14 protein-coding genes and 1 tRNA gene are annotated in these 18,533 nt (G+C 52.0%); 7 read left to right on the top strand and 8 right to left on the bottom strand.

From position 1 onward, the window contains the following. Nucleotides 1-142: 142 nt before the first annotated feature. Entirely contained in the window at nt 143-985 is an 843-nt protein-coding gene (locus tag HRQ63_RS14545) for a hypothetical protein (RefSeq protein ID WP_172244940.1), read from the bottom strand. A gap of 326 nt (nt 986-1,311) precedes the next feature. Here HRQ63_RS14545 and HRQ63_RS14540 point away from each other — a divergent pair. Next, a tRNA-Arg gene (locus HRQ63_RS14540) sits at nt 1,312-1,385 on the top strand. A gap of 166 nt (nt 1,386-1,551) precedes the next feature. Here HRQ63_RS14540 and HRQ63_RS14535 read toward each other — a convergent pair. From HRQ63_RS14535 to HRQ63_RS14510, 6 genes are all read right to left on the bottom strand, one after another. After that, nucleotides 1,552-2,133: a copper amine oxidase N-terminal domain-containing protein gene (locus HRQ63_RS14535; protein WP_172244938.1), complete on the bottom strand. Its 582-nt coding sequence runs from the start codon at nt 2,131-2,133 to the stop codon at nt 1,552-1,554. Nucleotides 2,134-2,260: 127 nt separating this feature from the next. Then, nucleotides 2,261-3,829, bottom strand: coding sequence for a response regulator (locus HRQ63_RS14530; protein WP_172244936.1), 1,569 nt, complete (start codon nt 3,827-3,829; stop codon nt 2,261-2,263). Then, nucleotides 3,826-5,721, bottom strand: a complete 1,896-nt coding sequence (locus HRQ63_RS14525; RefSeq protein ID WP_172244934.1) for a cache domain-containing sensor histidine kinase — start codon at nt 5,719-5,721, stop codon at nt 3,826-3,828. Before HRQ63_RS14525 ends, HRQ63_RS14530 begins: the two co-directional genes overlap by 4 nt. Before the next feature lie 188 nt (nt 5,722-5,909). Continuing rightward, entirely contained in the window at nt 5,910-7,568 is a 1,659-nt protein-coding gene (locus tag HRQ63_RS14520; protein WP_172244932.1) for a type 2 periplasmic-binding domain-containing protein, read from the bottom strand. A gap of 87 nt (nt 7,569-7,655) precedes the next feature. Beyond that, the gene (locus HRQ63_RS14515) at nt 7,656-8,543 is read right to left on the bottom strand and encodes a carbohydrate ABC transporter permease (protein WP_172244930.1); all 888 of its coding nucleotides are present in this window, start codon (nt 8,541-8,543) and stop codon (nt 7,656-7,658) included. 27 nt (nt 8,544-8,570) lie between these two features. Next, a complete protein-coding gene (locus HRQ63_RS14510) occupies nt 8,571-9,536 on the bottom strand; it encodes an ABC transporter permease (RefSeq protein WP_172244928.1) in 966 nt (321 codons plus the stop codon). A 294-nt stretch (nt 9,537-9,830) separates the two neighbouring features. On the opposite strand from HRQ63_RS14510, the gene HRQ63_RS14505 reads away from it, so the two are divergent. Both HRQ63_RS14505 and HRQ63_RS14500 read left to right on the top strand, forming a co-directional pair. Next, on the top strand, nt 9,831-10,772 hold the full coding sequence (locus HRQ63_RS14505; protein ID WP_172244926.1) for a GNAT family N-acetyltransferase: 942 nt from the start codon (nt 9,831-9,833) through the stop codon (nt 10,770-10,772). Nucleotides 10,773-11,137: 365 nt separating this feature from the next. Continuing rightward, entirely contained in the window at nt 11,138-12,322 is a 1,185-nt protein-coding gene (locus HRQ63_RS14500) for an asparaginase (protein WP_172244924.1), read from the top strand. A 372-nt stretch (nt 12,323-12,694) separates the two neighbouring features. Here HRQ63_RS14500 and HRQ63_RS14495 read toward each other — a convergent pair whose 3' ends face one another. Then, complete coding sequence (locus HRQ63_RS14495; RefSeq protein ID WP_172244922.1) at nt 12,695-13,126, bottom strand: GNAT family N-acetyltransferase; 432 nt, start codon at nt 13,124-13,126, stop codon at nt 12,695-12,697. Nucleotides 13,127-13,552: 426 nt separating this feature from the next. On the opposite strand from HRQ63_RS14495, the gene HRQ63_RS14490 reads away from it, so the two are divergent. From HRQ63_RS14490 to HRQ63_RS14475, 4 genes are read left to right on the top strand one after another with little or no spacing between them, the layout of a single operon-like run. Next, complete coding sequence (locus HRQ63_RS14490; protein WP_308809924.1) at nt 13,553-16,282, top strand: Na+/H+ antiporter subunit A; 2,730 nt, start codon at nt 13,553-13,555, stop codon at nt 16,280-16,282. Further along, nucleotides 16,275-16,700, top strand: a complete 426-nt coding sequence (locus tag HRQ63_RS14485) for a Na(+)/H(+) antiporter subunit B (protein WP_172244918.1) — start codon at nt 16,275-16,277, stop codon at nt 16,698-16,700. The genes HRQ63_RS14490 and HRQ63_RS14485 overlap by 8 nt, the downstream gene beginning before the upstream one ends. Next, entirely contained in the window at nt 16,700-17,056 is a 357-nt protein-coding gene (locus HRQ63_RS14480; RefSeq protein ID WP_037290473.1) for a Na(+)/H(+) antiporter subunit C, read from the top strand. The genes HRQ63_RS14485 and HRQ63_RS14480 overlap by 1 nt, the downstream gene beginning before the upstream one ends. Next, on the top strand, nt 17,053-18,531 hold the full coding sequence (locus HRQ63_RS14475; protein ID WP_172244916.1) for a Na+/H+ antiporter subunit D: 1,479 nt from the start codon (nt 17,053-17,055) through the stop codon (nt 18,529-18,531). The genes HRQ63_RS14480 and HRQ63_RS14475 overlap by 4 nt, the downstream gene beginning before the upstream one ends. Nucleotides 18,532-18,533: the final 2 nt, after the last annotated feature.

Below are 18,533 nucleotides of genomic sequence, written 5' to 3'. Positions count from 1 at the left end.
TTAAGTTCATTTAACATAATGCTTTCACGCTCGCAACAACCATACCATCATAACCAAATTCCCGGCGGATTTCAAGCGTCAACGCCACTCCGCTGCCAAATCCACAGGCTTAACGTCAAAAAAGTAACCGTTTCCCCATGGATTATCGAATCAAAGAGCCTTGCGTAAATGCGCGAAGCGCCCGTTCGGCACGCTCGCAGCGGAAACGCAGTTCTCCCGTAATGCCGTAGGCATCGCGGATTCGCTCCGCGTTTCCGTCGCTTCCCAATGCCTCCGATGCTTGTGCATGGAGCGCTGCGGCCCAAGCATCCAACTCTCCCTCTTCCCCGCGGATCAACACGACGTAATCATTGGTTCCGTAGGTCGCCATCATAAATTGCATCCATAGTTCACGCGCAAAGTAGAACATGGAAGGCGACTCGTTATCCGTCTGATCCGATACGCGCTCCAACACTTCATCAACCGCGGAAGGAAAATCTCCCGGGGACAACGGCGTCCGTTCGATTTCCAGTTCCAGCGCAATCCCCTCGCGCGGAAGACGGACCGTACCGGATGCTCCGCGGCGCTTAAGCGTCTGAAGGCCGCGGAATTGCAGCAAAGGATGCAGTTCACCCGCCTGCAACCATTCGATCAACAGCCGGTCACTCTCGGCGCCTTCCAGATAAGCCAATTGCTCCAGAGCAATTTGTCCGCGTTCCGTAAGCGGTTCTTCGGTCACTCTGCGAACCAGCTCAAATGTATACCCCGCATTTTCCCGCTGCTTCTCAAGCGTTCGACGCTTTAGAACCTGCGCCTCGCTCTCCGGTTCTTCCCCGGCCAATGCCGCTTCATTGCCATAGGCATCTTGAGCGCCTCCGGGAAAAGCCACGCGCAGCCATTCAAGCAGAGTGCTCCATTCCTGCCGCCGCTGCTCGTCTTGCCCTTCGCAGCCCATCAGAAAATCCAATGTCTCCATCGCTTCTCCGTAACGTTCGCTCTCAAGCATCCGGGTAATCTGCTCCTGATAATGATCAAGCGTATTCGGAAGCAGGACAACGCCTGCCTTTCGCGTCTGGTCGATAAGTCATTCCCCCTTTCTCGCAGGCCAACTTCCGTTCGTAATTCTCACAATGAAGGATGAGCGTCAATTATAGCATAAGCGAATCGCGATTGCTTCCTGCAGCGTATTTTCGGGCGGGATATCCTTCTATTAGATGTAAGAACAATCGAATGAAAAGATTCGCTCTTTACCGCAAGACAAGTTTTTTAAGATTTCTCTTGCCTAAATGCTAACTACATGGTATATTAATTTCTGTTCTGTTTTTCACTTTTGTCCCAGTAGCTCAGTTGGATAGAGCATGCGCCTTCTAAGCGCACGGTCGGGGGTTCGAATCCCTCCTGGGACGTTTGAGTAGAAGGTTCCCCGCGCGGGAGCCTTTTTTTATTTTCTAAATAAACCTGCATTCACAAGCGGTCTCCGACATCGGAGCCGGCTTTTTTCTTTTGATGCAAAAAGACCTTCCGACAGATCAGAAGGTCTTTCGTTTCACCTGGTCTCTGCCTAGTCAACCCTCATGAGATCGAAGGCGCTGAAGGAGGTTTAGGGACGCTCGGTCCCGACGGCCCCGGTGGCGATACAGGCGGACGCGAAGGTCTGGACGGCGCGGTCGAATTGCCGTTCGACTCCGCTTCCTTCGTCAACAAGACCCGGCTGCCGTTTTGATCCCATTGCAGTTCGGCACCGAACAGATCGGCCGCGACCCGTACCGGAACCATCGTTTTATTCTCATAAGATAACGGCGCGGCTTCCAGCGTGATATTCTGCCCATTACGTTTCGCTTCGCGGCTTCCGAGTGTCAACACGAAGCGTTCCCCGCTATCACCGCCCGTGATCGTAATGGTACGCCACGTTTTGTTATACCGGAAACTGTAGTCGCCGAATGATTTCAAATCAGTCAGCGTCAAATAGGTCAACCCATTCCGAACCAGCACTTCGCCCTGCGCGACTCTTCCGTTTATGTACACCGTCGTCGCAGCGGCCAGCGCGATTTTTTCGCCGATCGAAGGCGCCAGCGGCGCGATTAGCAGAGCTGCCGTCGCTGCCAACAGCATCTTCTTTACTTTTCCCGCATTATTGCCCGAACGTATTCTCATCTTATAAAATCCCCCTTGTAGCTTGATCCACCTTAATCCGAGGTTTGCGCTCAACTTGGTCAAGGTACTTGTATACCGTTTTTTAACCGTCGTCTCTACCCTTTAATCGTCAATTAGGGTCACGACTTCATTCCGATTCGGAAGCATGCGCCTTACTACGGTATTCATGCGGAGATATGCCTTCCAACTCTTTGAAGACACGGGCAAACTGTTTGACGTTCTCAAAACCTACGGCTTCGCCGACGCCAACCATTTTCAGCTCCCGTTCCGCCAACAATTCTTTCGCTTTTTCGATCCGCACTTTTTTCAAATACACGACAAAGCTCTCTCCCGTATACGCTTTGAACGCCTCGCTAAAATAGGAATAGTTCAGGGAGACATGGTTGCTGACGCTTGCCATATTGAGCGGTCTGGCGTAATTTTGTTCGATGAACGCGACTGCTTCTTTCAGATTTTCGTTTTCCGTATACGCCAGCCGAACTTGCTTGATGTAATCGTTCACGCTCACAAGCAAATTCTCCAGTGCCCGGAAATAATCGTGAAAATAACGAAAACTGTTCCAATCGCCTACCTTGCGGTATAGTTTGAGCACCTCCATCGAAGCTTCGCCGTAACGGCGGAACACTTCGTCCAGCACCTGTTCGTTAATCAGTCGCGCCGTATGTTCGATATAGGAAATGTGTATTCGGGCAAGCTGGTCAATATGAAAAATACGATACAGAAGTTCATTCATCTCACACGTGCGGTCGGTCCCGAGCAGATTGCCGAGCAGCCGAATTTCTTCTTCCGGAGGAGGAAAAAGCTGTCGCCCTTCCTTGATTGCGCGGGCGTCCACCAAATGAATTCCCGGATGCAAAAAGGTATACTTCAATGCCAGGCACGCTTCCCGATAGCTCTCCGGCAGATCTTCCAACCGGCTTCCCGGCAACCCGAGACCGACGAGCAATCCGCCCAATTCCCGCTTCTCCGCCAGTTCAGCCAGACGCGCAAAGCGTTCGGGCGAAGGATCGAGCAGTACGAGACGGCCTTCCCGATCCCATAATGCCGCTTCATACCCCCGATCCAGCGGACCGTCCAGACGTTCCACGACAGATGCCAGCTCCTCACGGCTCATGCTTCCGCCCTGTTCATAGCGATAAGCAACCACCGCCAGGGAAAATGGAAGAGTCAAGCCCGCTTCGCCGGAGGATAGATCATCCAATACCGCTTTAAATTCCGTTCCGTCCGCTTCAAGCAATTGGGTAAGCCGGGCCAAACGCAGACGTTTTTTGTAATCCTGGGCCAGATCGATTCGCTCCGACTCGTTCTTCCGCTGCTCCAATTCTTCCGAAGCACGCTCCAGCGCTTCGAACAGATCCTCGCGCCGAATCGGCTTGAGCAGATAGTCCCGCACCTGAAACCGTATCGCCGTCTTGGCATATTCAAATTCGTCATAGCCGCTGAGCACCAATACGATCGGACCTTCCGCCGCGCGGCGCTGCCGCCTTAGCCGCTCCAACAATTCCATCCCGTCCATAACGGGCATTCGAATATCCGTGATGACCACGTTAGCCGGCTGCTGCGCATGCAGTTCCAGCGCTTCTTGTCCATGGGCCGCGAGCCGAATCCGACAGGCATCGCCGAATTCCCGCTCGATCATCACTTTGAGGCCCTGGCGTATATTTTTTTCATCATCCACAATCAACAGATCGATCATTCTTCCCATCCTCCTCCGGTAAGCAGTACTTTGGGGATCGTCAGTACAATGCGCGTGTAGGCCCCCTCTTCGCTCTCCAGAAACAGCCCGTATTCATTGCCGTAAAAAAGTCGAATCCGCTGATGCACGTTGCGCAGGCCGATCCCTCCGAGTTTGACTCCCGTATAGGCGGAACTTGTTCCTTCTTCTCCGGCACCCTGAATTTCGGCATTCAACTCTGCCAAGCGTCCGGCATCCATCCCCGCTCCATTATCGGTCATCACAATCTGGATTTTCGACGTATCCACTTCGCGTACTGCGATCCTGAACTCTCGCCGCCCTCCGTCGCCCAGCGTCTGCCAAGCATGCTTGACCGAATTCTCGACGATCGGTTGGAGGGACATTTTCAAAATTTCCAGTTCCGTAAAAAGCTTCGGAATTTCGCAAATTAACGTAATCGGTTCGTCGAATCGGATGTTCATGACTTCGACGTAGTTTTCGATATGCCGGATTTCGTCTTTGAGCTTGACGTATTCGCCGGTCCATTTGAAGTTGTAACGCATCATGCCTCCGAGCGAGGTTAATGAATCCGATATTTTGCGTTGATCTTCGATCTCGGCCAGCATTTTGATATTTTCCAGCGTGTTATAGAGAAAATGCGAGTCGATCTGATTGTACAGCGTTCGCAGTTCGGCTTCCTTCATCAGCGCCTGCTTGCGAACGGCTTCGGCAATCAACTCGTTGATCGTCTGGGTCATTTTGTTGAAATGATGCGCCAAGTCGCCGATTTCGCCTCCGCCGCTGATACTGAGCGCAGGTTGAAGTTCGCCTTTGCGCACCCGCTTCATCGCGTCTGCCAACTGCTTGAGGTTTTTTAAAATAAACGAATTCATGATATAGGTGAGCAGCGCGAGAATCAAAATGAATCCGATATTCGCATAAATAAGCATACTGCGCGTTCGATTCAGATCTTTGAGCACTTTTTCCAAAGAGACGGCATTGAGCAGGTAGGCATCCATTCGTTCGACGGGCGTGTACAGCATCATGTAAGCTTCGCCGCCTTCTTCGTAACGAAAAAAACCGTCCGAGATATTGGGCACTTGACCCGGATCGCCCAAATTCCTCAGCTGCGCTACCGCATATTGAACCGCGGGCGAATCCGTCGAAAGTTCGGAATCTCCTGCGCGCGCATAGACTTCATCGGGCGTAACCAACAGCATCTGCGAGCCTTCTTCCTGAAGCTCTCCGAATGTTCGCGGCGAAAACTGATCCAGACGCATATCGACCTGAACCACGCCGATATGTTCGTCTTTCGGTAAATTGATTTCGCGCAGCAGCGATACTTTAGGCGGATCTTCTTCGGTCCCCCCGACGTCCTGAACAGCCGATTCCGGTTGAAAATACCAAGCCTGACGTTCGCCCAATCCTTTCGTCAACGCAAACCACGGCTTGTCGCGTACGCGGCTTTCGCGGAAAATGATCGGCCAAATTTCGTAGTTGCGTTCGTTTGCCGTATACAGACGCAAATGCAGAATAGCCGGATTGCTGATTTGGATGCGGGCCAGATTGGCATAAGCCGTATTATTGAAATCGACCAACTCCGCCGCCGTCGGGTCCGTCCGTTCGGTCAGATAGCGGCGCACGTTTTGGTCGGACAGCGGCAGTTGGGCGGAACGCTCCATCGTCTCGATCTGATTCGCGATGACCTGCTTCTCGCTCTGAACCAGATAAGAGCTTTTTACCTGCGCGTCTTCAATGTAACTATCCCGGATATCATTATATAAATAGGCGGAGATCAACGTACTGGGTATCAAAATCAAAAAGGCATAAGCCGCCACCAATCGGCTTTGCAGCGAGCGGGTCTGAAGCCAGCGGCGTACCGCATAAGCCGCATCCCTCCATTTTGTCTTCATCGGCTCCCCCTGTATCCGTTTTCATGAAAGAAGCTTCCCTATCATACAAAGCCCTTCCCCGTGATGACAAGACCCAAAATCGCCAAACAAGTCCGCAAGCCCCGGCAGGTTGCTCCGGGGCTCGGGACTTGTTGACGATCATAAGGATTTGCACGCGTTGAGCGGAATGCGTAACCGTGAAGTCGGCTTTATTTCGCTCCGCCCAACTTCTCCAGGTTTTTCTCGTATTCCGTTTGTTGATACGCTTGTACTTCGGCCAGACCCGTCGATTCGCGTTTTTGTTGGTAATCGTTCCAGATCTGGTCGAACTCGGCTTCCGTGGAGGCCAGCAGCAGCTTCGGAAGCGTTTTGCCCCATAGCTGTCCGAGCTTCGTATTCGCGATGCCTTCCTTCGAGTTGCCGGTCGGGTTGATCTGATCGAACTCGGAAGCGCTGACCGTTTTGCCGCGCGTCCAGTCCATCATTTGCTTGAACGGATCGACCGGGGCAGGCGCCCATTGATCGGTAATGTTCGTATCCATCATCATCCAATATTTGTGGGAAGCGCCGTACTTCGTATCGAACGCCGCACGGTCGGTGTTGAGCATGTCCAGCACTTCAGGCTTGAAGACGGGCTTGTCGCCTTCCATGTCGTAGGTCACCCCTTCTTCGCCCATATACAGATCGCGCTGGCCTTCTTCGCTCGTCAGATATTCGAGGAAGCCGATCGCGCGCGCCTTGTCTTTGACGTCTTTGGAAATGAGCGTCAGCGTCCAACCCGAGATGCCCGGTCCGGACAGGTTCGGTTGGTCTTTCGCCGCGTTCGCGGGACCGTCCACCGCGATATAGACGGAGTTCGGATCGTTGGCGAACAGAGCGTTTTGCTGGCTGCTGAAGTCGCTGCGTTGATACATCATGGCGAAATAACGGCCTTGGGCGATCTTTTCTTCCATTTGCGCGCGTTTGTCGATAAAGATGTCTTTGGCCAGCAGACCGTTTTCATTGGCTTGACGGAACGTTTTCAGCCATTTGATATATTCCGGATCGGTCGGGCGGTCGTACAGTTTGCCGTCTTTTTCCTGCGGAATCGCCAGGAAATTTTGCAGATAGCCTTCCAGCGAATAGTTGCCGTTGTCGGTGAATTCGTGCAGACCGATCGGAATCAGCGGCTGTCCGTTCACGTCGGGATACTTTTCTTTGGCCGCTTGCAGCGCCGCCAGGAATCCTTCCGGCGTGCTCATGTCGGGCGAACCGAGTGCTTCGTACATGTCTTTGCGAACGACGAACACTTGGTTCGAGACATACTCTTTGCCGTATTTTTCAAAATCTGCCGGAGAAGAGGACGCGTTCGGATATCCGTATACGTTGCCGTCTTCCTGCGTGTACCACGACAACTTGGCCGGATCGGCGACGTTGGAGATGAAGTACGGATCGTACTGTTCGGCCAACTCGTTGAGCGACAGCACCAATTTGCCTTCGATCATTTTTTTTACCGCGTCGTCGCTCCAAGCGATCGTCACGAAGTCGGGCAGTTTGCCGGAGGCGATCATGGTGTTCATTTTTTCCGCTTCGTTGCCTGCCGGGACGATAAAATTGAGATCGACGCCGGTCTTTTTGGTCACGTATTGGCTGGTCAGATCTTTGCCCCAATCCGTGCCGGTATACCAAGCGAAGTTGATGTACCAATCGAACGTGATCGGCGACGTGTCGTTTTGCCAGGAAGGCTTGCTCGGATCGACCGCCGCCTGCGCCGCTTGTTCTTTTTCCGTTGCCGCTTCTTTGCTTTGTCCGCCTGACGAACACGCCGTGCTGAAAACCATCAGCATCGCGGCCAGGAGGACGGAGAATTTTTTCCCTCTTTTTCTCATGTGGGTACCCCTTTTCCGTGTAATGGATGTACGATGTCGCTCACTATTGCTTATATGAAAACATGAAGCGTAAAACCGTTCGAGGAATCAGCCTTTGATCGAGCCGATCATCATGCCTTTGACGAAATACTTTTGCAGGAACGGGTAAGCGAACACGATCGGCGCCGTCGTCACGACCATCGTAGCCAGCTTGATCGACTGCGAGGTCACGGAGCGCGTAACGCCTCCCGGAACGGCCGCCATCATCTGATTCGAACTCGACTCCGCCACGACGCGGTACAGATAGGTCTGAATCGGCTGCAAATCGGTATTGTTGATATAGATCATGCCGGTAAAGTAGTCGTTCCATTGATACACGCCGTGAAACAAAGCAATCGTCGCAAGTACGGGCATGGAAACGGGAAGCACGATGCGCAGGAAGATCGACCAGTCGTTCGCTCCGTCGATCCGTGCCGCTTCTTCCAGCCCTTCAGGGATTTCGCGGAAAAAGGTCATGAAGATAATAAGATCGAAAAAACTGAACAGCACGGGGATGATATACACCAGGAAATTGTCCAGCAGATGCAAATCCCGGATCAGCAGGTACGTCGGAATCAGTCCGCCCCCGAAGAACAGCGTCACCGTGCCCATCAGAATGTAAAACTTGCCGCCGATCAATCCTTTGCGCGAGAAGGCATACGCGACCATCGCGGTGAAAAAGACGTGGGCGACCGTACCGACGAGCGTTTTGGCAACGGTAATGCCCATCGCGATCATGATCCCTTCGCTGCGGAATACCGCTCCGAAATTGTCCAGACTGAACTGCCTCGGCCACCAGTAGATGCCTCCGCTCATGGCGTCCGTTCCGTCGTTGAACGAATTGACCAACACGTACCAGATCGGGTAGATCGTCACGAAACAGATTAATACCATCCCGAACGTATTGAGAAAATCGAACAGCGCCTCGCCTCTCGTTTTGCGTTTTAATGTCCACATTGCAGGTTCCTCCTTCCTTCCGCCGCCCTAGAAAAGCGAGGTGTTGTTCAATTTTTTGGTAACGCCGTTGGCAATCAGCAGCAGAATCAGGGCAATCACCGATTTGAGCAAACCGACCGCGGTCGAATAGGAGAAGCGGCCCTGCTGAATCCCGGTTTGATAGACGTAAATATCGATCACGTTGCTCGCGCTCTCGTTCAGCGAATTGCGCAGTACGAGAATCTGATCGAAGTTGGAGTTTAGCACGCCGCTGACCGCAAGAATGAACAAGATCGCGATCGTCGGGCGAATATTCGGGAGCGTGACGTAGAACATTTTTTGAAAACGTCCGGCTCCGTCCATCGTCGCGGCTTCGTACTGTTCAGGCGAAACGCTCGCCATGGCGGCCAGATAGATAATCGCCGACCAGCCAAGCTCTTTCCAAATATCCGAAGTGATCACGATGCCCCAAAAGTATTTCGGTTCCGCCAAATAGGAGATCGGTTCGGTGATTAACCCCAGCCCCATCAGGATGTTATTGATAATCCCCACGTCGGCGAGCCAGGTTGCCAGAATTCCGCCGAGAATGACCCATGACAGGAAGTGGGGCAGATAAGAAATAGTTTGAACGGTTTTTTTGAACCTGACCGAACGCAGCTCGTTCAGGAACAAGGCGAAGATAATCGGCAGCGGAAAACCGATCACCAGCTTAATCAGACTGATGCCGAGCGTATTGCGGATTACGCCGCCCAGTTCATCGTCTTGCAAAAATTCCCGGAAATGATCCAGTCCCACCCACGGAGCGTTGGCGATACTGTCGACGATGTTGTATTCTTTGAACGCAATAATAATTCCGTACATCGGGATGTAGTTGAAAATGAACATCCACGCTACGCCGAGCAGCGCCATCGTCTGCAAATGCCGCTGTCCGAGCAGCTTTTTCCACCACTTGCGTGCTTTACCGTCCCGCTCTGATGGCAAATCCGAGACGCTTGTCTCTATTTTCCTCTCCATCTTCCAGCCCCCTCCGACCCTGCAGCCGGCCTTTTTTGTAAGTGCTTACATTTCATGATTTTATTTTAGCCTGTGAAAACAACCGAAGTAAGGCTTCAAATTTCGGGGTCAGGTATCAAAATTTCAGGTCGGGCTTGCCCGAAACTTTGATACAGGGAGCAAAATTTCAGGCAAGATCTTCCTAAAAGTTCATTCCTAGCTCTCTTTCTTGTTATAATTCGGAAGAAGCCGTTTAACTTATCCGACTTCAATAGACGGCTGCCTGCTTGTATGGCCGGGAAAGGAAGTGAATACATGCCTGATCCCTTGCTCTGGAAACAGAGAATCAGAACCCTTCGCGCCTTCAATTACAGCGACACCATGCAGGCCGGCGTACTGCGCGAGCGCCTTTTGCATAGTTCATACTCATTGACTGAATCAAGAGTCATTCTTGAAATTTCTCGTCAACCCAGATTGACCGCTACTGATTTAAGCCGGAATTTGGGACTTGATCCGGGATACCTGAGTCGATTGCTGGGCAGGCTGGAATCCGGAAACGTGATCGAACGCCCTCGCAGCGAACGCGACGGCAGACGACGGTTCCTGAAACTTACCGAAGACGGAAAACGAATTGCCCAGCTGCTCAATCGCAGAGTAGACGATGACGTTGCCGAGTATCTCGCTGGCTTGTCCGAATCCGATCAGGCACGTCTGATGGAAGCCATACGCACGATTGAAGAAATCAATGATTCCCGCGCGGCCTATGTTCCGGACAGCCGCTATTTTCTGCGCGAAGCCGAACCTTCTGATGCCGAGCGGTTAACAAAGACCTACGAAACATTGTTCGAGCAAACTTTCGGGCATGCGGACGAATTTCATGAAGTGATAATCGATACCAACCAAAAGCTTTTCGATCCGGCAAGCACGACGAGAGCCCGTTGTTGGATTGCCGAGATGAACGGCGAAAGCGCCGGATCGATCGTCGTCGAACCTTTGGACGAAAAGCGCATGCATATTAAGCTGTTCATGGTCGAATCCAAACGCCGCGGGCTCGGGATCGGCGGAAGCCTTCTGGGTGAAGCCATCCGATTCGCTCGGCAGAACGGCTGCCAAAAATTGATCCTTTGGGCTGTAAGAGATCAAGTTCGGCTTCAAAGACTGCTCACCCGTCACGGTTTCCGTATGCGCGACCGACCGAGCATTTCGTATTATGGAATGAAGTTTGACGTAGAATGCTGGGAAATGCCTTTTTCCTAAAAGCGTGCTTGATTAGGTTTCCTGTGAATATTTATTCTAATTTTTAAATATTTATTCTTAGTCTTTATTTTATGATTCTTTTCTGTAGAAATGCCGGAGGAATCATTGCGGCTTGGTTTTTTATCAAGTAATATTTATTCACATAAAAAGCTTCTTGAGCTTTTTTACATGTTTAAAATATTGATTAAATATATTCATTAAATGAAGAAAAAAGGCGAAATACGTATTATAATATCGAATAAAACGCTTTATTGATCATTTATGATATTTGTTAATTTTATTAACATGAATTTATATTTATAGACATCGGGAAGCAAGCTATGTCATTTAAAGTTCCTTCCCAAATCATTTTAAGGAGGAATTTTATGTCCACGATGTCTATGAAGGTTCTGAAAACCGTGCTTGCCCTTGGCGTTACCGCTGCCGCGGCGGCTCCAGTCGTGCGGATTCCGGGTGCTTACGCAGCGGAAGTTACAGGAACTGTTGTTGCCAGCACACCGGCCGCAGCAGGAACAAGCACAGTCGTAAGCGCACTCCCTAAGGTCGAAGTTATTGCTACGGGCGGCACTATTGCAGGTCAATCTGCTGACGCAACGAGCTTCGGTAATTATCGCGCCGGCACTTTGCTGATCGCCGACATGGTTGCAGAGCTTCCCGACAAGGACAAGATCGCACAGGTCAGTACATACCAATTCGGCAATTCAGGCTCCAGCGCCTACAGCATCGCCGACCTGTACGATCTCTCCCTTCGCGTGGACCAAGCTCTCAAAACGCAGGATGCCGTCGTGGTAACCAGCGGAACGGATACGATGGAAGAGATCGCTTACTTCCTCGATCTGACGGTGCGCAGTTCGAAGCCGGTCATCGTTACGGGTTCGATGCGTCCTTGGACGGTGATCGGCAGCGACGCTCAAGCCAATCTGTATAACGCGATCAAATTGGCGGCAAGCGGCAAAACGAAATACTTCGGCACCGTGCTGATGCTTAACGACGAATTCCATGCTGCGCGAGAAGTCACGAAATCCAACTCCTACCGCACGGACACCTTCATCACTCCGGAACTCGGCGCACTCGGTTACATCGATGAAGCCGGAGTTCGCATTTATCGGGCGCCTGCACGTGCTTTATTGAGCACTGCCGATTGGAACACGCCTTTCGATCTCTCGAAGCTGAACAAATCCAACTTGGCCAAGGTTGAAATCGCCTACTCCTACCAAGATGCGGGAGCCGGAGCCATTTCGTCCTTTGTCGCAAACGGCGCGGACGGCATTGTCACGGCAGGGACCGGAGCCGGCGGTATCTCGCGCGCAATGAGCGCGGAACGTACAGCCGCAATCGCCGATCATGATACGATCTTCGTCACGACAACGCGCACCGGCTCGGGCAGCAACTATTCGAGCGGCGACAATATCATTGCCGGAGATAACTTGAACGCGGTGCATGCCCGCCTTATGCTGCTGCTGTCGCTGTCCTTCTCGAATGACTTCGATACGGTCAAAGGATGGTTCGAGACTTACGGCGCCGCTCAGGTCAGCGTTCCGGAGAAGTAAGCGTAAAACGATCCAAATTTCAAAAAAAGAGCTGCCTTAACGCCATATCCGGCTTGAGAGCGGCTCTTTTTGACGAGTCGATAAGGTCAGGTGTAAGCGGGAAGACTGCGAGAGAAATTGCCAGCATAGGCTTCCGAAGTGCATTTCTTCGAAATGCTGCACAAGACGCTGTCTCACTCGGAAATTTGAATCGGATTTGAATAAAGGAATTTTCCGAGTTCAAAGGCGTCAACATGATGCTGAATGTTACCGCAGGTTTTCTTCGAAATCCTGTATTTCACTGAATTTCTTTCTCCGCTCTCTGGCTTCCAGTTACGTTAGACTTTCTCGACACGTTGAATTCTTCTTGCTTAAAAAGTAGTGCTCCAACACTTAAAACCGTCCATCCTTTTTAAATCCAAAGGCAAATTCTTCAAAACCAAGTCCCCCGTAGTAAGCCCGATGTTCTTCGGAACAAAAAAGCTGGATATGGAGCCCTTGTTTGCGCGCTTCCTCGGTTAGACGATGCATGATCTCTTTTCCGATCCCCTGTCCGCGCAGTTCCGAACGAACGCCTACGCCGCATAAATAAGCATTGATCACGCCGTCCGATACCAGTCTTCCGGTTGCGATCAGGCGTTCATCGGCATATACGCTGATTACTTTCCAGCTTCCCTCCATCGCCAGACGAAGTTTCTCCGGTTCCAAGCGCAAAAAGTCATTCCATTCCAATACTTCGTAAAGCTCATGCAAATCGAATGCTGATGGAATTTCCCATGTCCAGCGAAGTTTCGCGTCCTTCCATGCGTCCGGATTTTGGCTCATCTTCCTCACTCCTTGCGTCACTGGGCAACCCGTAAGAATAGATAACAGCGATATGACTTTTTTCTGTCCGCATCATAGCATCTGAAAATGGACGAACAGGGATCTTTTTCGTATAAAAATCCAATTTACTAGCTTTGGTTACCTTAATTCGGGTAATATTAAAAAGTAAAGCTTGGTTGAAAGCTACCAAGTTCAACGTGTCGAGAAAGTCTAACGTAGCTAGAAGCGAGAAGGCGGAGAGAGAAATTCAGGTCAAGACGCCTTTGAACTTGGAAAACTTCCACTTGAATTTCAATCAAGTTTTCCAAGCGAGACAGCGCCTTGTAAAGCATTTCGAAGAAATGCACTTCGGAAGCCTATGCTGGCAAATTCTCTCGGAGCCTTCTCGCCTCCCGCGCCAAAGTAACTTTCGAAAACAGTCTGAGCTTGGTTAAAAGCGATCAAGCCGAAATATATGAAGCGGAAAGGAGAAGCCGTTTGTCCCTACTCCATCTCTTGACGCTGTCGCCGTTCTTGCTTGCCGTTTTACTCCCTTTTTTGGGAAAGGCGGTTCCCCGTTTGCACAAAGGATGGTTCGCAGCCGCATTGTCGGCTTTCGTCTTCGCAATGCTGCTCGGCTACTTGGCCGATGTCGGCGACGGCTCCCCGATTGTCGAATCGTTCGATTGGATTCCTTCACTCGGAATCTCGTTCACTGTCTATCTCGATGGATTGTCTCTGTTGTTCGCCCTGATGATTACCGGAATGGGGGTTCTCGTTGCCCTTTATTCGATCGCCTATATGAATGCTGCCAAGGAATCGTTAACGCGGTTTTATGTTTTTCTCTTGGTCTTCATGGGCGCCATGCTCGGGCTTGTCCTCTCGGACAACCTGCTGACGCTGTACGGATTCTGGGAACTCACCAGTATCACCTCATTCTTGCTGATCGGCTATAAAAACGAAAAGCACAGGTCGCGTTACGGCGCGCTTAAGTCCCTGCTGATTACGATGGCGGGCGGCCTCGGTCTGCTTAGCGGTTTTATCCTGCTGTATGTGATGAGCGGAACATACCGGATTCGAGAACTATTCGAAGCCGGGGCACCCTTAATGTCCCACCCTTTATTTTTGCCGGCCATGGTCTTGATTCTGCTCGGCGCGTTCACCAAGTCGGCTCAATATCCGTTCCACATCTGGCTGCCTGACGCCATGGAAGCTCCGACTCCGGTCAGCGCTTACCTGCATTCCGCGACGATGGTCAAAGCAGGTCTGTACCTGGTTGCGCGGATGAGCCCGATTTTCGCCGGAACGGCGGAATGGTTCTGGATCGTCTCGCTCGGCGGATTGATTACTTTGCTGTATGGCTCGGTGGCTTCGCTCAAACAAACCGATCTCAAAGGCATTCTCGCCTATTCGACGATCAGCCAGTTGGGTTTGATCATGTCCTTGCTCGGCCTCTCCTCGTTAGCGGGCATTTTCGACGGGGAAGAGCAATTGCTGTACGCCGCCGCCGGAACTGCCGCCATGTTCCATCTGCTGAATCATGCCGTGTTCAAAGGCGCGTTATTCATGGCTGCCGGCATCATCGATCACGAAACCGGCACGCGGGACATTCGCAAGCTGGGCGGACTCGCCCAAGTCATGCCCGTTACCTTTACCATCTCGTTGTTCGGTGCGTTCTCCATGGCGGGCATTCCTCCTTTCGGCGGATTCATCAGTAAAGAAATGTTTCTGGATTCCGTAATCGAACCTTTGCACGCCGGAGTATTCGGACTTTCGACATGGGCAGCCTTATTCCCTATCGTAGCCTGGATCGCCAGTGTATTCACGTTCGTGTACTCGGTTCTGTTCGTGTTCCGAACCTTCTTGGGACCGCGCAAAAAACCATTGATGAACAAAAAGATTCACGAAGCTCCGTTTCTTATGGTGCTTCCTCCCGCATTATTGGCTTTGTCGGCTCTTGTTCTCGGTCTTTTCCCGGGTACGGTCGCTTATTCGCTGATCCGCCCTGCTGCCGAAGCCATGATGCCGATCGTCACGGCTTCGGGCGAACGCCTTCCGATGGACATCAAGCTTTGGCACGGCTTCACGCCTGCGTTATGGATGACCATCGCCGTAGTCGCAGTCGGAATCCTTCTCGCTCTGACCGTACGACGCTGGATGAAGCTGTATGCTTTTATTCCGCGCCGGGTATCGATCAATCGGTTTTACGATATCAGTCTGCGCTTCTTCGAACACATTACGGTACGGGTAACTTCGCTCTACATGAACGGTTCGTCGCGCAGCTACGTCAAGTATATTCTCGGATTCATGATGCTTGTTCTCGGCTTTATCCTGTACAGTTCGACCGATATCAGCTACCGGGTCGGCGCTTATGCGCAGATCGCGCCTTACGAGTGGGTGATCCTGCTGGGATTGGCTGCGGCCGCTATTGCGGTTCCGTTCGCCAAGTCCCGTCCTGTCGCCATCATTTTGACCGGGTCGGTCGGATATCTGATGACGTTGATGTTCGTATTCCTGCGCGCGCCCGATCTGGCACTGACGCAAATGGTCGTTGAATCCATCTCGGTAACGTTGTACCTGCTCTGTTTCTATCATCTGCCTAAACTGCGCACGGAAAGACGGGCCGTACGTTTCCGCCTGCCGAATTTCCTGGTGGCGATTGCGGTCGGCGTGTTGATGACACTTGTTGCGCTTGCCGTGCTGGGTACGAATCCGTTCGATCCCGTATCCGACTATTATGTTCGGGAAAGTTATGAATCGGCCGGCGGAAAAAATATCGTAAACGTCATCTTGGTCGATTTCCGCGGATTCGATACGATGCTCGAAATCATGGTACTCGGCGTTGCAGCGCTCGGTATTTACAACATGATCAAGCTGCGGCGCAAAGCAACGGACGTAGGATCGCGCCATGTTTCTCACGAAGATGACGAGTCCGATGACGTGGCCGATCGTTTCCGCAAAAATCAATACGGACACGACGGCCCGATTGAAGTCTCGCGCAAAAAAGAACCTTGGATCAACTGCGTGAGCGATCTGAACGACAAAGCTCCAGACAAGGAAAAGAACGCGGATTCCGATTTCGAAACTGAACTCGAGCCTGATTCCGATCCGGATTTGTCGGACCCGGATTCCGAAACTGACGAAAGCCGCAAGAAAGGAGGAGATCTGGATGCCTAGAGGCAGCGACGTTTTTCTGCAAAACATCTCCAAGATCGTCGTCTTTATTATTTTGGCGTTCGCTTTGTATTTGTTTTTCACCGGCCACGGCAGTCCCGGCGGCGGTTTTATCGCCGGACTGATGAGCGCCGGTGCCCTGCTGCTGCTCGCGCTCGCTTACGATATCGAGACGGTGCGCAAGGTTATCCCGATCGACTTCAAAATCGTTACGGCGGTCGGCTTGCTGATTGCCCTTTGCGGCGGAACCGGCTCCCTGCTGTTCGGCGAACCGTTCCTGAAGCATGCTTTCGGCTATTTTCAGCTTCCTCTGCTCGGCGAAACCGAGCTCCATACGGCCTTGATTTTCGATCTGGGCGTTTATCTGGCAGTCGTGGGCGTGACCATGACGATTCTGCTCACGATCGGAGAGGATAACTGATGGAAGTCGTCGTAGCCGTGATCGTCGGCGTGTTATTCGCCGTCGGAATCTATCTGATTTTGACTCAGGACTTATTGCGGATCGTGCTCGGCACCTCGCTGCTGACGCATGCCGTGCATTTGCTTTTGATGGCCATGTCCATGCTTAAGACCGGTGCGGCGCCGCTGCTCGGTCGAGGCAAAGAAGAATTTGTCGACCCGCTGCCGCAAGCTTTGATTCTGACTTCGATCGTCATCAACTTCGGAATCACCGCCTTTTTCCTTGTTTTGTCTTATCGGGCTTATCAGAAACTGGATACGACCGACATGGATCGGATGCGCAGCGAATCTTCCAAACATAGGGGGCGTCGCCGATGAACAACTGGGTAGTCGCTCCACTCTTGATTCCGTTGTTTACAGCCGTTTTGCTCATTTTTCTGCATAATAAACTCAAACTGCAACGCTGGATCAGTCTTCTCAGCTCCCTGCTGAACGTTGCCGTTGCGATCTTCCTGATGGTTCAGGTGCGTACAACCGGTATTCAGACGCTCAATATGAGCGGTTGGGCGCCTCCTTACGGGATCGTGTTGGTTGCGGACATGTTCGCCGTACTGCTGGTGTTGGCCGCTTCGATCGTGACCGCATGCTGCCTATGGTACTCGTTCCGCGGCATCGACGAAGAACGGGAACGACATTATTTTTATTCGCTTGTTCACTTCATGATTGCCGGGGTCAACGGTTCGTTCCTGACCGGCGACCTGTTCAACCTGTTCGTCTGCTTCGAGTTGATGTTGATGTCTTCGTACGCATTGATCGTGCTGGGCGGAACCAAACGTCAATTCCGGGAAACGCTGCATTACATTTTAATTAACGTATTGTCTTCGACACTGTTCGTCGCTTCCGTCGCTTATTTGTACGGAGCAACGGGGACGCTGAATCTGGCGCATCTATCGATGCGGATCGCAGAAAGCGGACAGACCGGACCGATCACGGTCGTCTCCGCGCTGCTGCTTGTCGTATTCAGCGTCAAAGCCGGGCTGTTCTTGTTCTTCTGGCTGCCCGGCTCCTACGGTGCTCCGCCTGCTGCCATCTCCGCCTTATTCGGTGCTCTGCTCACCAAAGTCGGGATGTATGCGCTGATTCGGACGTTTACCCTGATCTTCTATCATGAAGTCCAGGTCACCCATATGCTGATCGGGACCATGGCCGTCGCCACGATCATACTTGGAGGCTTCGGCGCGGTATCACAGACCAACGTCAACCGGATTCTCGGCTACAATGTAATCGCCAGTATCGGATTCATCTCGCTGGCGCTTGCCGTATCCAACGAAGATGCGCTCAAAGGAGCCGTCTTCTACCTGGTACACGATATGATCGTTAAAGCACTGCTGTTCCTGTTAGCCGGGATATTGGTAGCGGAAACGGGGACGGAACGTATCAACCGTATGGGCGGCGTGCTGAGCCATTCCCCTTTGCTCGGATGGATGTTCCTGATCGCCTCGCTTGCGGTCGTCGGCATTCCGCCGCTCAGCGGGTTCCCGGGCAAATTATTGATCATTCAGGGAAGTCTGGAAAACGGGCAGTATATCGTGGCGGCAGCAGGCGTGTTGTTGACCTTGATGCTGCTGTACTCGCTGATCAAGATTTTCATCCTCGGATTTTGGGGCAAAGCACGACGGCCGCGCGAAGCGCACTGGAAACAATCCCGGAAGCTGCTGCTTGCGTCGGCGCCGCTGATGATGTTGATTATTCTTCTTGGCGTTTTTGCCGAACCGGTCATGCCGTATATGCAACGTGCGGCGGACATTTTAACCGACCCGTCGATCTATATTCAAGCCGTATTTAAGGAGTAGAT

The organism is Saccharibacillus endophyticus (genome assembly GCF_013185185.1).
Classification (GTDB): Bacteria; Bacillota; Bacilli; order Paenibacillales; family Paenibacillaceae; genus Saccharibacillus; species Saccharibacillus endophyticus.
This window is presented reverse-complemented; position numbering and strand designations above follow the sequence as displayed.